The organism is Curtobacterium sp. MCBA15_009, from assembly GCF_001864895.1.
In the GTDB taxonomy this organism is placed as follows: domain Bacteria; phylum Actinomycetota; class Actinomycetes; order Actinomycetales; family Microbacteriaceae; genus Curtobacterium.
On the sequence record NZ_MJGO01000023.1, the window covers coordinates 443,283 to 456,800 of the forward strand.

Here is a 13,518-nt window from a genome sequence, read left to right on the forward strand (position 1 = left end):
CCCCTCGGCCGCGCCCAGACTACCGCCCGGTCAGCGCGCGTCGACGAGCTCGATGAACCGCGACAGCAGCGACAGCCCGGCGATCGACGGCGGCAGCCCCGTGGTGAGGGCCGGCGAGTGCACCAGGTACGCCGCCCACTTCGCCCGAGAGATCGCCACGTTCAACCGGTTCGGCATGAGCAGGAAGTCGAGCCCGCGCGGGATGTCCGCCGCGCTCGACGCGCCGAGCGACACCACGGAGACGACCGCCTCGCGGCCCTGGAACAGGTCCACCGTGCCGACCTGGGTCCCGCCGAAGCCGGCGCGGTCGAGCTCCTGGCGGATGAGCGCCCCCTGCGCGTTGTACGGCGCGACGACGATGACGTCCTCGTCGGTGAGCCTCCGGGTCTCGTCGCCGTCGGTCCAGGTCCGGCCGACGACGTCGCCGACGAGCGCGACGACGCGGGCGGCTTCCTCCGGCGAGGACGTCGTGTTCCCCGCGTGCACCACCGGCTCCGGGTGCACCCCGGCCTCGATGCCGTCGAGGTGCCGGCCGGACGCCATCGAGGCGAGCTGCCCGTCGTACGACAGCGCCGAGACCGATGCGGTCAGCGCCGGCTCCATGCGCCGGGTGCGGGCGAGGAAGTAGCCGCACTCCGGCGGGAGCACGTGCTGCCCGTCCGCCAGCCAGCCGAGTGCGGACTCGTCGACCGGCTCCGGGTGCGACCCCTGCGACACCTGCGGCAGCTGCTGCGGGTCGCCGAGGAGCAGGAGCCGGGTGGCCGCGACCGACGAAGCGATCGTCGGTGCGAGGGAGAACTGCCCGGCCTCGTCGACGACGAGCAGGTCGAGGGACCGGCGTTCGATCGTCGCCTCGTTCGCGAAGGTCCACGCGGTGCCGCCGACGACACCGCCGGTGCCGGTCGACCCGCACGAGGACAGGAACGCGGCCACCGCGGCCCCGTTCTTCACCGGGGTCCAGGGGGCGGCGTCGAGCTCGTCTTCGCTCGCCCCGGCCTTCGGCACCTTCACCACCCGGTCGGACGGCACGCCGGCGGCGACGACCGCGGCCAGGAAGTTCTCCGAGGTGGCGTGCGACTGCCCGACGACCCCGACGCGCCAGCCGTGCTCCCGCACCAGGCGGGCGACGACGTTCGACCCGACGTAGGTCTTGCCCGTGCCGGGAGGGCCCTGGATCGCCAGGTACGAGCGGTCGAGTCCGAGCACGGTCGCGACGACGGCCGACACCGTGTCGTCGCCCTGCACGGGCACGATCGCGCCGCGCGGCGGGACCCGACGGAGCAGGTCGAGCGCGGGGTCGGGCAGCATCGACGGCAGCGCGTCGAGGACCTCCTGCCCCCACTCGGCGATCGCCTCGGGCTGCGGCTTCGCCCGCGGTGGGGCGGAGGGGGCGAGCGCGACCGGGAAGTCCCCGTGGGTCGGAGCGCCGACCGGCAGGTTCTCCTTCACGAGCACCTCGACGGCGTCGCCGTCGTCCTGCACGTCGAGCAGGACCGCGCGGGCCGACGCGCCCTTCGACCCGGGGCCCGGAGCGGCGACCGACGGCGGGAGCGGGTCGTCGTAGACGAGGTGGGGCGTGCCTCCCGGCCGGAGCCGTGAGCCGGGCGCGAGCGTCCCCGACAACCGGATCTCTCGCGACTGCGACCGGGCACGCGGCAGCGTGCCCCAGTCGCGCTCGACCGACGCGCGCTCGACGACGAGCACGTCACGCGTGTCGGCCCAGTCGTCGACGGGGTTGCGCAGGCGGTCGAAGTGGTCCTGCCAGAAGGTCTTCGCCTCGCGGCGGTGGTAGTCGATCGCTGCCGCGGCGAGCGCCAGCGCGGTCTGGTCGGGCGTGCGGTCGAGCGCGTCGACGTCGGCGAGCTCCGCCGCGAGCGCCGTGTACACGGGGTTCGGCTCGCGCTCGACGGGGATCGGCGGCAGCAGCTCGTCCGCCGGCGGCGCAGCGGGCGGCTCCGTGCGCAGCGAGAGCAGCCAGTCCCGCAGCCGCAGCGTCGAGCGGCAGTCGTACGCGTTGTAGTCGGCGACCTGGTCGAGCATGCGCTGGCCCGCGGCGGCGTCGCCGGTGCGGAGTTCCTCGATCGCGTCGACGTACGCGGTGATGCTGTCCACGGCGTTCGTGACGTCGCTCTCGCGCAGGTCCGACCCCATGTACAACGGCTCGAGCTTCTTGATCGAGTAGCTGCGGCTGCCGACGACCAGGGCCTTGCGGACGACCGGGTACAGGTCGACGAGCACGCCGGCGCGGAGCAGGTCGTCGACGGCTTCCTCCCCGACACCGTGGCGGGCGGCGAGGGACAGCAGGTGCGTCCGCTCGTACGCCGCGTAGTGGTAGACGTGCATGCCGGGGTACTGCTCGCGGCGGGCTGCGACGAACGCGAGGAAGTCGACCAGCGCCTGCCGCTCGTCGCGGATCGTGTGCGCCCAGAAGGCGGTGAACGCCGCCTGGTCGTCGACGAGTCCGAACAGGTAGTCGAGGCCCCAGTACACGCCGTCCTCGGTGTGCAGCGGGTCGCCCTCGAAGTCGAAGAACACGTCGCCCGCGTCCGGCGCGGGGATCGCGTCGAGCGCGCGCGGGTCCAGGACCTCGAAGCGCGGGACGGCGGCGGCGCCCGTCCGGCGCGCGTCGCGCGGCCCGTCCTCGCTGTCGACCTGGAGGCGCGCCTGACGCACCAGCCTGTCCTGCGTTCCGCGGGACAGACCGGGCACGGCCGTGGTGCGGTCCGCCAGGTCGTCGATCGTCCGCACCCCCTGCCGGATGAGCTTCGTGCGCTGGTCGAGTCGCATGCCGGCGACGAGCACGAGGTCGCGGTGCTCGGCCACCTGGGTGGTGCACACCGAGCAGCGGCCGCAGCTCGCGTACCGCGGGTCGCCCCACTGCAGCGGCTCCGACGCCGCGGTGCGCTCGGCGATCACCCGCTCGAGCTCGGCGCGCTGCGTCCGGTACACCGGGGCGATGTCGGCGAGCTCGTGCGTGGTGGTCGTCCGGTCCCCGAGCACGAGGTGGACCTGCTGTCCGGTGGGGATGCCGTGCGCCTGCATCTGCTCGGCGTAGGCGGCGAGCTGCAGCAGCGCGCTGATCTTCGCGTGCCGCGCGAGCTTCGTGTCGTAGACCTCGTACTCGCCGTGCTCGTTCCGGACGATGAAGTCGGCGAAGCCGATGAACCCCGGCCGCTCCGGGGTCGGCGCTTCGTGGAACGTCGGCTGGTAGAGCACGTCGGCGCCGTCGCGGAAGGCCTGTCGCGCCTCGGCCGCGGCGCGGGCGTAGTCGGGCGGTGCGGGCCGCTCGAACTCGACGACCTGCCGGGTCTCGCGCAGGACGTCGAGGTGGTCGAGCTCGTGCTGGTCCCCGAGGCGGGCCGTGCGCTCGAGCATGTCGTCGTGCTCGTCGGGCAGGGGCTCGCCGCGGCCGAGCTTGACGTCGAGGCGGCGCAGGAACGCCCACTCGCAGGCCGACCACGTGCTGAGGTCGCTCGGGCTGAGCAGGGCGCCCTCGGTGGTGATCTGCATGCGTTCCCCCTCGTGTTCCGGTGCGGGACGAGCCTAGGGGCGGCCGGTGACAGCGCGGTCGGCGTCGCTAGGCTGCCAACGGGGAGGTGGGGCCGGTGATCGGAAACGTCATCGAGGGAGCGCTCGGTCACCGAGCGCATGCCCGGCGCGTCGGCATGCCGCTCGTCGCCACCCTCGCGCTGCTCGCTGTGGGTGGGTGCGGACTGAGCGGCTGCGCACGGAGCGTTCCCGAGGGCCACCCCACGTCATCGCCCACAGCGAGCTCTGCTGCGGCGCGCGCGCAGGGAGACTCCGTACTGCGTCTCGTGCAGGCCGTCCCCGGTCCCGCTTGGCAACGGGCCGCCGAGCCCCAGTCGTCCCCGTGCACGATCGGCTCGGACGACGGTTCGCTGGTCCTGCAGTGGCGCGTCGAGGCGCCGCGTCTCCCCGACGGCGAGGAGTACGTCGCCCGTGTCCGGTCGACGCTGCGCGACCACGGCTGGAAGGTGACGACCCGTTCGACGACGCTCGAGGACTACGGCACCTCGTACCAGGTCGTCGGGTCGAAGGGCCTGGTGTCGGCCGTCGTCGTCGCTGTGAACGACAACCACACCTCGATCGACATGGAGTCCGTCTGCACGGCCGCTACCCAGCACGGTCCGACCGACGACCCTGACTGATCGGACCCCCAGCCGCTAAGCTGTCGACCGCAACACGGGGGAAGGGGAAGGTGGGGTCCGTGGACAAGATCGTTCTCGACAAGGGTGCAGTCCGTTCCGTCGCGAGCAGCATCGACAAGGACGCAGCTGCACTCGGCTCGATCAGCACCAAGGGCGCGGGTGGGGCGTTCGGGTCCGCTGACGTCGAGGCCGCCTTCGCGACGGCGACCCGCGTGCAGGGCGCGATGATCGACGGCGTCCAGGCGAACACCGCCGCCCTCGCGGAACGAGCACGCGCTGCGATCACCGCCTACGAGGAGTGGGACGCGGCGAACGCAGCGAAGGCGGGCAAGTGACCGCCGATCCGACCGCTGGCAGCCCCGCGGGCATCCGCTCGCTCGCCACCGCGCTGCAGCAGGACGCGACGGCCATCCGTTCGGCGTCGTCCCGGACGAGCGCCGAAGCCGGCTCGGTCTCCGACGCGGACTGGACCGGCGCGGCCAAGGGCTCGTTCGTCTCGACCGCCGGAGACGTCGCGGCGAGCGCCGAACGCACGGCGACGCACGTGGACAACGCGGTGTCGGCGCTCCTCGCCTACGCGACCCGCATCGAGCAGATCCAGCGCGACGCCGCGGTCATCGCTGCACAGCAGCAGCACACCGCCGACCAGCTCTCCCTGAACGCGAAGCGCGCCGACAAGCTGGCCGGCTCGGACGACGTCACGGACGCCGTCCAACTCGGTGCCCTCGCCGGGCAGCAGGCGGTCCTGCAGACCACCAAGGCTGCCCTCGAACGCTCCTGGGACGACCTGGTCTCGCAGCGGAAGGCAGCCGATGCGCAGGCCGTGTCGGCCCTCGGCACCACCGACGTCGTCGGTGTCATCCCGCCCTCGACCGCCGCGGTCAACGCGATGAGCGGTCCTGAACTCCTCGCCTACCTCAAGGGCCTGCACCCCGAGGAGCTCGCCGCCCTCGCCGGCAACACCGCGATCGCCGACAAGCTCGCTGCGCTGGACGACCCGGATGCGGTCGCGAAGTGGTGGTCGGACCTCGGTGGCGAACAGGGCAAGGGCTCCTACGACGATCACTCCGCGGCGCAGGACGCGCTGCTCGCGGCGTTCCCCGCCGCGATGGGGAACCTGAACGGCGTGGCCTACTGGGCGCGCGACACCGCGAACCGCACGGAACTGCAGCGACAGAAGGCGGCCTCCGACAAGCGCCTCGCCGACCTCGAAGCCGCCGTGGCGGACGCCGTCGCGAAGAACCTGCGCCCGTACGACCTCGCGTCGAAGCTCGAGGACGAACGACAGCTCAACAAGCAGCTCGAGAACTTCGCCAGCGCCGCCCGGGGCAGCCAGCTGCCGAACGGGCCGGAGTGGCAGAACGTCCGCGTGCAGGTGGTGTCCTTCACCGCGGGGAAGCCGCCGCTCGGAGCGATCTCGCTGGGCAACCTCGACACCGTCGACAACGTGAGCTACGTCGTCCCCGGCATGGGGACGACGATGGGCGACTCGACGGTCCTGCAACGCGCAGCGCGGAACATCAAGGAAGTGCAGGACGGGATCACCGGCGACCCGTCGGAGACCGCGGTCGTCGCCTGGGTGAACTACGACACCCCGGTCATGGCCACTGTCGACCCGTTCGAGGTCTTGTCGAACAAGAAGGCCGAAGCGGGAGCGGAGCGACTCGTCGACGACCTCAGCGGGTTCCGGGCCAGTCGAGGCGACAGCCCGGTGCTCAACGTGGTCGGACACTCCTACGGCACGACCACTGCGTCGATCGCCCTGTCTGAGGACGCCGACCTGCACGTGCAGAGCTTCGTCAGCCTGGGCTCCGCAGGCATTCCGACGTCGATCCACTCGGCGGACGACATCCACGCCGAGCACGTCTACGCGGGGACCGGCGACGAGAGTGTCGCACCGCTCGGTCGGTGGGGTAGCCGCCGGACCGACCCGAGCGACGCGGACTTCGGAGCAGAGCCGCTCGGCACGGGCAGCGACGACGTGAACGTGCCAGGGCTCGGATCGTCGGGGTCCGAGAAGGGCGTCACCGTGCACGATCCGCTCAAGCACGTCGACGCCGGGGACCCGTACGGTTACCTCGACCGCAAGACGTCGTCCGTGTTCAACACGGGCGTCGCGACCCTGGCTCCGTGGTGATGATGATGCGCAAGAGATCGACCGTGACCGCCGCCCTCCTGACCGCCTGCCTGGCAGGGATGATCACGGGGTGCGCAGCGGATCAGAAGCAGGAGGACCCCGTGCAGAGCGACCAGGGCAAGCAGCAGGCCGAGCAGGCACTCGCGACCGTGTTCGGGATCGAGGGCTCGACGTGGTCCTCGGCGAGCCGGGAGCAGGAGCCGGCGCACGCCGAGTGCACCATCGACGGCGACCCGCACGCCGGTCGGCAGTACCACTGGAACGCCGCCGGCTCGGCGCCGGCCGACCCGGCGCGCTGGATCGGGACGGTGGTGCAGACGCTCCGCGGGCAGGACCGCACGGTGTCCGTCCGCTCCGCCGACGTCGGAGAGTACGGCACGCTGCACCAGGCGACCGCCGACGACGACGGGCAGCCCCTGGTCGTCGTCACCGCCAACAGCCGGACGACCACCGTCACCGTCGAGTCGATCTGCGTCGCAGCACCCGACGCCGACGCCGACTGAGTGATCAGTCGCCCTCGACCCGCACGAACCGCGGCCCGTCGTATCCGTCGCGCACCACGTGCGCCGTGAAGTCCGCGAGCGACCGCACCCAGTGCCCGTGCTCCCCGTACAGCGCCTGGTAGACGACCACCGGCTCCTCGGTCTCGACGTCCCGCGCGACGAGCACGACCCGGTAGTCGTTCCCCTTGAAGTGTCGGTAGCGGCCTGGCGTCACGGTGTCGGTCACGTCCCGATCGTAGGGTGGACCACATGGGGGAACCACAGGACATCGCCGCCCGCGCCCGCCGCCGGACCGTCCCGATCGTGATCGTCGCGCTCGTCGTCGGTGCCGTGGTCGGGGTGCTGGTCACGGACGACGCGTCGGCACTCGAACGGGTCCTGACCGTCCTCGGCTTCGCCCTCGCCCTCGGCGGGCTGAGCGGTGCCGTCTCACTCCTGCCCGCCACGTTCCGGCTCGCCCCGTCGATGCAGCTGCCGGTGCGCGACCTCGACGCAGCCGATCGTCGCGCCGTCCAGCGAGCCGTGTACGCCGGCCGGCCGATCGAGCCGTCCGACTCGGACCTCGCCGACCGAGCTGCTGAGTGGGCCCGCGGCGCCGCGGCCTCGCTGCCGCATGCCCGAGCCCAGTTCCTGCTCCTCTTCGCCGGCATCGGCGGCCCGCAGATGCCGAACGTGATCCGCGACGACGCGTGGAGCGCCGGCTTCAGCCGCGTGTTCGTCACCGCACTCGTCGTGGTCGGCATCGCCGCTGCGATCTCCTCCGGCCGCAACGTCCGCGGCACGCGGCGGTACCTCGCCGCCACCGCGGAGCGCTGAACGGTGCCCAGCAGGGTCGGCAGCACGGGAGACCTCGAGGACACCGCACGACGTGCCTGGCGTCGGACCGCCTGGATCGCCGCGGCCGGCGTCGCCGTGGGCGCGATCGTCGGCCTGGCCGCCGTCGGACTCGGATCGGACGCCGACGGCGCCAGCCATGTCCTCGCCGTGATCGGGTCAGCGCTGACGTTCGGTGGGCTCAGCGGAGCGGCCTCCCTCATCGCCGCCACCCTCGCACTCATGCCTGCCACGCAGGACCCGGTCCGTGGACTCGACCCGGCCGGACGGCGGACGATCCGCCGGGCCGTCTTCTCCGCCCGACCGATCCAACCGCCGGACTCCGCGCTCGCACACCGAGCCGTCGACTGGGCACGTGGCACGTCGATCGCGTTGCCGATCGCACTCGGGCAGTTCCTGTTCCTCTCCGCGAGCGTCGCAGGCAGCCAGGCATCGTCGCTGCTGCACGGCAACGACTGGTACCCCGGCTTCGCGCGGGTCTTCCTCGTCGCGATCCTGGTGGTCGCGGTCGTCATGACCGTCTTCATGCGCCACCGGATCCGCAACGTCCGCCGCTACGTCGCCACCGCCCGGCACGAGTGACGGCTCCGTCTCGCCGGAGGCGATCGAGCGAGCGGGTGTCACACCCGACGTGGTCGCCGGACCGGCCGGGAGGCTCGGATCACCTCCGCCACGGACGGCCGGTGCCGGAGAGTCCCCCCACAGCACCCTCCGACACCGGCCGCCCCGCCAGCCTGCGGCGTTCGCGCGGTCAGACCGCCGCTGCGCGGACGGCGAGCGCCTGCTCGCTCAGCGCCTGCTCACTCAGCGCGACCAGGTCGTCCGCGCGGAGGGCCGGCCACCCGTGCAGCAGCTCCCGCCACTCCGTCGGCAGCGCACCCGCCCCGTACAGCGCCCCCGCCAGGCCGCCCGCGATCGCCGCGACCGTGTCCGTGTCGTTGCCGGTCCGGACCGCTCGGACGAGGGCGTCCTCGAGGCTCGAACTCTGCCTGACCGCCGCGTATGCCGCCTGGAACGCCGACACCACCCAGCCGTTCGAGTCCGTGAAGTCGACCGGTTCCGAGTGCTCCGCCGTCACGATGCGGTCCACCCACACCCGCCGCTTGTCGAGGTCGAGCAGGTCGAGCCCCGCCATGACGTCGAGCTCGCCCGTCAGGACCGCCTTCCGGATCGCCACGCACCACAGCACGCACGCATCCCCCGCGTCCGACTCGTAGTGCGTCAGGTCGCTGATCGCCCGCGCCGCCTCGGCCAGCCGGAGCTCCTCGTCGACCGCACCCGTCAGGTACCCGAGCACCAGCGGCGCCGTCCGCATGAGCGAGCCGTTCCCGGCCGACTGCCCCTTGTAGTCGTGCTCCTGCCGGGCCGCGGCGCGCGCTGCGGAGGCGACCCGTGCCTCCAGACCGGTCAAGACGTTGCGTGTCTGGATGCCGACGTCGGGCGCAGTACGTGCCCAGTCCGCCCAGGCCGCCACCAGGCCGTCGAGGGCAGACCCGCCGGCGGGGTCGCCACCACGGGCGAGGGTGCGGAGGATCGGGACGGCCATGCTCGTGTCGTCCGTCCACTCCCCCGGCGCCCAGCCGAAGGAGCCGCCGCCGGCCATCCGGATCGGAGTCGGTTCCGGCACCGCCGGGCGGAACTCGTAGCCGGCGCCCAGGGCGTCGCCCGCGGCGGAGCCGAGGACGGCACCGATCGCCCGGTCGGTCTGTTCGGTGGTCAGCATGGCCGCCTCCTTCGGTTTGCGCAGAATCGCGTAAACCCGAGTCTGCACGCTCCGCACAGTTTGCGCAAGTGTGCGTAAACTCGCCGTCATGGTGAACGAGTACCGCGACGCGAGCGGCAAGCGGCTGGTCGACTACCCGCGGCCCTCGGTCGCCGTCGACACCGCGGTGCTCACCGTGCCTCCCGGCGGCCCCCTGTCCGTCGTGCAGGTGCGCGACGCCGAAGCCGGCGACTGGCGGCTGCCCGGGACCTTCGTGCACGAGGGCGAGCGGCTCGCCGCCGCCGTCCTGCGCTCGCTGTCCGAGAAGGCCGGCGTCGCGGGGCTGGCACCGACGCAGCTGCACGTGTTCGACGAGCCCTCGCGGGACAGCCGCGGGTGGGTGCTGTCGGTGGCGCACCTCGACGTCGTGCCGTTCGCGGCCCTGGCGCCGGGGCTCGAGCGCGCTGGGGCGCAGCTCGTGCCGGTCGATGACGCCACCGGGATGGTCCACGGGCACGACGACATCCTGGCGTTCGCCGTCGCACGGTTGCGGACGACCTACGCGGGCGCGCCGGACCCGCACGGACTGCTCGCGCAACCGTTCACGATCTCCGAGCTGCGGGCCGTGCACGAGGCGGTGCTCGGCGAGCGGCTGCTGCCGGACTCGTTCCGGAGGGCGATGGTGCCGATGCTCGTCGACACCGGGGAACGCGCCGCGTCGGGGCCGGGGAAGCCGGCGGCGCGGTACCGGCGGGTGTGAGCGCGGGCGCTCGTGCGCGCCTGTTCCTCCACACCCGGACGGGCCCGGCGTTCCTCCCCCGACACGCAGGGCGGACCTGCCCGGATGCAGCACCTGCGCGACCATCGCCGGATGGAACGGTGGGAAGCCGATGATGCGCGACGCCGGCACATGGCCCGGTTCAGGAGCCGGGACACGGCGCCCGAACTCGCGCTCCGCCGCGAGCTGCACCGGCGCGGACGGCGGTTCTTCGTCGACCGGGCAGTCAGCCGCCGATGCCGGGTGCGTCCGGACCTCGTCTTCCCACGGGCCAGGGTCGCGGTGTTCGTGGACGGCTGCTTCTGGCACTACTGCGACGAGCACGCGCACCTGCCGAAGGCCAACGCCGAGCTGTGGCGGACGAAGCTCCAGGGGAACCGGCGACGAGACCTGCGGAACGAGGCGGTCCTGGTGTCCGAGGGCTGGCGGGTGCTGCGCTTCTGGGAGCACGAGGACATGGCCGGCGTGGCGGACCGGGTCGAGGTGGAGCTCGATCGGTGGGGTGCGATCGCCGGTCGGTCAGCAGCAGGTCGAGCTGCCCGGAGCGCCTCCGTTCGGTGAGGGATGGGCGGTGCCGAGCGTGACCTCCGCCCGGCGCAGATGGCTGCGTGAGCCAGATCGCGGACGGCGGCGGCTTCCGTCGTCGCCGCCAGTCTGGAGGCGCGGCGCTGGTCCGCCCTCGTCGGCGAGCCGGGCTACGGCGGATCGGTGGGACGCGGGTTCATCGGTGTTCCGAACTTCGGCACATCGCCTGGCACGCAGTGTCCGCACACGAGGAGGCTGGCGAAGTCCGTACCGGACTGGAACTCCACGCCGAAACCCGTCCGCCGCGGTCCCACAGTTGGAGCCGTTGAGGTACGAGACGACCGTCCGCGGTGGACGCAGGGTGTTGTCGTGCTGCACCGGGACACCGTCCAGCTCGACGTCGGTCTCCAACGCCTTCGCGACACCTCGAGTGACCTCGTCAGGTGCTGCAGGTAGCGGATGCTTCCGGATGGCGGTCAACGTGAACTGAGCACCGTCGCCGTTGGATGAACAGTCGTTCCGCCCCGACACTGTCCCTCGTCCCAGCCGTCCGCTCCCACGACGGACTGCACCGATCGAAAGATCTTCATCACGTTCTCGTGGGACTGTTCGGGCGTCATCGAGGAGTCCTTCACGGCAGGAGCCTGCGCACAAGTGCCGGAGCACCGCGGCGGCGATCGATACGGCCACCTGCGTGATGCGTCTGCAGCGTTCCTTCCAGGCTGATCCCCTCATCTCGTCCGCCCTGGCGAACCTACGGCGCGGTTACGCTGGAGGTGTCGAGCACCCGTGATGTGGCGCCTGCAACGTCACCGCCTTGCGGGCGGCCCGTGGGTCATCCCGACGGCTCACCGCGGGGAGCTGCGCTAAGGACCATCCGTGGGTTCCGGGTTCAGCGGGGTCCCGAGCTTCGGCGGCTCACCAGGGACGCAGTGACCGGAGATGATCGTGGCGGCGTAGTCCGTGCCGGACTGGAACTGGATGCCGAACCCGTCGTCCGCAGTGCCGCCGTTGTAGCCGTTCGGATACCCGATCACGGTCCGCGGTGGCTGCAACGTGTCGTCGTGCTGAACCCGCACCTTCTCGTAGCCAGCGGCCTCGAGCGCTGCGGCGATCCGCTTCGTCAGCGTATCCGGCGATTCGCTCAGTGGTAGACGACGGGCTGCGTACAAGCTGAACTGGGAGGCGCCCGACGCCGACGGGCAGGAATCCCACGACGACTCGAAGTCGTCGTTCCATCCGTCCTCACCCACCACGCTCTTGATCGCGTCGAACACGTCGATCACGTCCTGACGGGCCTGTTCCGGGGGCATCCTCGCGTCCTTGGTTGCTCCATCCGAGGGGCTCGCGCCCGCACAGCCGGTCACAGCAAGCGCGGCCGAGATCGCGATGGCGATCCCGAGCGCGCCCCGCCGAGCGTGCCGGATCACCGATGCGTCCCGTCCGTCAGCGCTGCGTACGTTGGTCGGGGCCGCTGAGAGGTTGGAGGAGTGATCACCGGCGTCTCCTCGATCGTTTCCGGTTCTCAATTGCTTCACCGCTCCGACGATTCAGAGGGGCGCGGGTTCAACGGCGTGCCGAGCTCGGGCGGTTCTCCGGCCACGCAGTGCCCGTAAATGATGACGCCGACGAAGCCGGGGTCGGTCTGGAACTGCAAGCCGTAGCCGTCGGCGGCGGTGCCGCCGTTGTAGCCGTTCGGGTAACCGACGACCGTCCGGCGAGGCGACAACGTCTCGTCGTGCTGCACACGGAGGCCCTCCATACCCAGCTTCGACTCGAGCGCATTTGCGACCCGCTTCGTCACGTCATCCGGCGTGCCGGCGAGAGGCTGGTTCCGGATCGCAGCGAGCATGAACTGCGCGCCCGCTTCGCCGTGCGAGTCGCAGCCGTTCCATTCCGACTCCGTCCCCGCAGCCCATCCGTCCTCCCCGACGACGGACGTGATTGCGGTGAACGTGTCGAGCACGTCCTGACGTGACTCCTGCAGCGTCATGGTTGCATCCTTGGTCGCTGGCGCGTGAGGTCCGGTGTCCGAGCAGCCGGATACGAGGGACGCCGCGAGTGCACACAACGCACCCGCGGTGACCCATCGGTCACAGCGTCGCATCACCGGTCGATCTTGTCTGCCACTCGAACATGAACCAATCGTGCTTCGTCTGCTGCCGCTTCCGACCGAGGGGGACCTGGCTTCCCCTCACGCTCTTGATCGTGTCGAGCACGTCCATGCTGTCCCGATGAGCCAGAGCAGGGGTCGTCTTCGACTCCGCAATCCCTGCGTTGGAGGAATCCGATCCGGCACAGCCGATCATCACCAAAGCGAGAGGGCCGCGTAGCGAATGACAGCTCACCGGTGCCTCGCGTCTGCAGACGTCCAGAACGCTGGTCCTGTCCGTCCGCGGAGCGCTTGCGGCGGCGAGCCGCACTACGACAGATCGGTGGGGCGCGGGTTCAAGGAGGTGCCGAGCTTCGGCACCTCCCCGGGCACGCAATGTCCGTAGACCGAGAGGTCAGCGTATCCGTCGTTCACCTGGAACTGGATACCGAACTTGTCCGGTGCGGTACCACCGTTGTACCCGTTCGGATACCCGATCACCGTACGTTTCGGCGTCAGCGTCGTGTCGTGCTGCACACGCGCTCCTTCGTATCCGATCGCGTCGAGTGCTTGCGCGACCTTCCCTGCGACGTCGTCTGGAGAACCAGGCAGAGGGAGCTTGCGCGTGGTCGCGTACGAGTACTGCGCGGCGGCGTTCCCGCCGCTGCTGCAGATGTTCCAGCCTGCATCGTCGTCGCCCCACCCGTCCGTGCCGACGACGCTCTGCACCGCAGCGACGATGTCGAGGACGTCTTGATGGGCTTGCTCGATGTTCATC

Annotated in this window: 14 protein-coding genes; 8 read left to right on the forward strand and 6 right to left on the reverse strand. The window is 71.4% G+C overall.

Annotated features, from left to right (window positions below; genetic code table 11):
• Nucleotides 1–30: 30 nt before the first annotated feature.
• Nucleotides 31–3,510: a TM0106 family RecB-like putative nuclease gene (locus BIU97_RS07720; protein ID WP_071297361.1), complete on the reverse strand. Its 3,480-nt coding sequence runs from the start codon at nt 3,508–3,510 to the stop codon at nt 31–33.
• A gap of 305 nt (nt 3,511–3,815) precedes the next feature.
• Between BIU97_RS07720 and BIU97_RS07725 the strand changes: the two genes are divergently transcribed.
• Genes BIU97_RS07725 through BIU97_RS07740 form a run of 4 tightly spaced genes read left to right on the forward strand, consistent with a single transcriptional unit; the run spans nt 3,816 to nt 6,809 of the window.
• Nucleotides 3,816–4,169: a hypothetical protein gene (locus tag BIU97_RS07725; RefSeq protein ID WP_071297362.1), complete on the forward strand. Its 354-nt coding sequence runs from the start codon at nt 3,816–3,818 to the stop codon at nt 4,167–4,169.
• Nucleotides 4,170–4,228: 59 nt separating this feature from the next.
• Nucleotides 4,229–4,504: a hypothetical protein gene (locus BIU97_RS07730; RefSeq protein WP_071254385.1), complete on the forward strand. Its 276-nt coding sequence runs from the start codon at nt 4,229–4,231 to the stop codon at nt 4,502–4,504.
• Nucleotides 4,501–6,306 (forward strand): alpha/beta hydrolase, encoded by a 1,806-nt coding sequence (locus BIU97_RS07735; protein WP_071297363.1) that lies wholly within the window; start codon nt 4,501–4,503, stop codon nt 6,304–6,306. The genes BIU97_RS07730 and BIU97_RS07735 overlap by 4 nt, the downstream gene beginning before the upstream one ends.
• Nucleotides 6,307–6,329: 23 nt before the next feature.
• Nucleotides 6,330–6,809, forward strand: coding sequence for a hypothetical protein (locus BIU97_RS07740; protein ID WP_139195949.1), 480 nt, complete (start codon nt 6,330–6,332; stop codon nt 6,807–6,809).
• A 4-nt stretch (nt 6,810–6,813) separates the two neighbouring features.
• On the opposite strand, the gene BIU97_RS07745 is transcribed toward BIU97_RS07740, so the two are convergent.
• Nucleotides 6,814–7,035, reverse strand: a complete 222-nt coding sequence (locus BIU97_RS07745) for a DUF1653 domain-containing protein (protein WP_071254378.1) — start codon at nt 7,033–7,035, stop codon at nt 6,814–6,816.
• A gap of 23 nt (nt 7,036–7,058) precedes the next feature.
• Between BIU97_RS07745 and BIU97_RS07750 the strand changes: the two genes are divergently transcribed.
• Nucleotides 7,059–7,625: a hypothetical protein gene (locus BIU97_RS07750; protein ID WP_071297365.1), complete on the forward strand. Its 567-nt coding sequence runs from the start codon at nt 7,059–7,061 to the stop codon at nt 7,623–7,625.
• A 3-nt stretch (nt 7,626–7,628) separates the two neighbouring features.
• The gene (locus tag BIU97_RS07755; RefSeq protein WP_071297366.1) at nt 7,629–8,225 is read left to right on the forward strand and encodes a hypothetical protein; all 597 of its coding nucleotides are present in this window, start codon (nt 7,629–7,631) and stop codon (nt 8,223–8,225) included.
• A 169-nt stretch (nt 8,226–8,394) separates the two neighbouring features.
• Here BIU97_RS07755 and BIU97_RS07760 read toward each other — a convergent pair whose 3' ends face one another.
• Complete coding sequence (locus tag BIU97_RS07760; RefSeq protein ID WP_071297367.1) at nt 8,395–9,366, reverse strand: ADP-ribosylglycohydrolase family protein; 972 nt, start codon at nt 9,364–9,366, stop codon at nt 8,395–8,397.
• Nucleotides 9,367–9,454: 88 nt separating this feature from the next.
• Here BIU97_RS07760 and BIU97_RS07765 point away from each other — a divergent pair, with 88 nt between their 5' ends.
• Nucleotides 9,455–10,105 (forward strand): NUDIX hydrolase, encoded by a 651-nt coding sequence (locus BIU97_RS07765; RefSeq protein ID WP_071297368.1) that lies wholly within the window; start codon nt 9,455–9,457, stop codon nt 10,103–10,105.
• A gap of 111 nt (nt 10,106–10,216) precedes the next feature.
• Nucleotides 10,217–10,684: a very short patch repair endonuclease gene (locus tag BIU97_RS07770; RefSeq protein ID WP_071297369.1), complete on the forward strand. Its 468-nt coding sequence runs from the start codon at nt 10,217–10,219 to the stop codon at nt 10,682–10,684.
• Nucleotides 10,685–11,514: 830 nt separating this feature from the next.
• Here the strand turns inward: BIU97_RS07770 and BIU97_RS18330 are convergent.
• The 3 genes from BIU97_RS18330 to BIU97_RS07785 all read right to left on the reverse strand — a co-directional run bounded on the left by BIU97_RS18330 (nt 11,515) and on the right by BIU97_RS07785 (nt 13,517).
• The gene (locus tag BIU97_RS18330; protein WP_254782935.1) at nt 11,515–12,186 is read right to left on the reverse strand and encodes a hypothetical protein; all 672 of its coding nucleotides are present in this window, start codon (nt 12,184–12,186) and stop codon (nt 11,515–11,517) included.
• Nucleotides 12,183–12,641: a hypothetical protein gene (locus tag BIU97_RS07780; protein ID WP_071254358.1), complete on the reverse strand. Its 459-nt coding sequence runs from the start codon at nt 12,639–12,641 to the stop codon at nt 12,183–12,185. Before BIU97_RS07780 ends, BIU97_RS18330 begins: the two co-directional genes overlap by 4 nt.
• A gap of 429 nt (nt 12,642–13,070) precedes the next feature.
• The gene (locus BIU97_RS07785; RefSeq protein ID WP_071254356.1) at nt 13,071–13,517 is read right to left on the reverse strand and encodes a hypothetical protein; all 447 of its coding nucleotides are present in this window, start codon (nt 13,515–13,517) and stop codon (nt 13,071–13,073) included.
• Nucleotide 13,518 lies beyond the last annotated feature (1 nt).

What these genes read in the sequence shown, in the direction of transcription:
- BIU97_RS07770 (WP_071297369.1), top strand. Translation starts at nt 10,217, where the DNA reads ATGGAACGGTGGGAAGCCGATGATGCGCGACGCCGGCACATGGCCCGG.
- BIU97_RS07785 (WP_071254356.1), bottom strand. Translation starts at nt 13,517, where the DNA reads ATGAACATCGAGCAAGCCCATCAAGACGTCCTCGACATCGTCGCTGCG.
- BIU97_RS07765 (WP_071297368.1), top strand. Translation starts at nt 9,455, where the DNA reads ATGGTGAACGAGTACCGCGACGCGAGCGGCAAGCGGCTGGTCGACTAC.
- BIU97_RS07750 (WP_071297365.1), top strand. Translation starts at nt 7,059, where the DNA reads ATGGGGGAACCACAGGACATCGCCGCCCGCGCCCGCCGCCGGACCGTC.
- BIU97_RS07760 (WP_071297367.1), bottom strand. Translation starts at nt 9,366, where the DNA reads ATGCTGACCACCGAACAGACCGACCGGGCGATCGGTGCCGTCCTCGGC.
- BIU97_RS07720 (WP_071297361.1), bottom strand. Translation starts at nt 3,510, where the DNA reads ATGCAGATCACCACCGAGGGCGCCCTGCTCAGCCCGAGCGACCTCAGC.
- BIU97_RS07780 (WP_071254358.1), bottom strand. Translation starts at nt 12,641, where the DNA reads ATGACGCTGCAGGAGTCACGTCAGGACGTGCTCGACACGTTCACCGCA.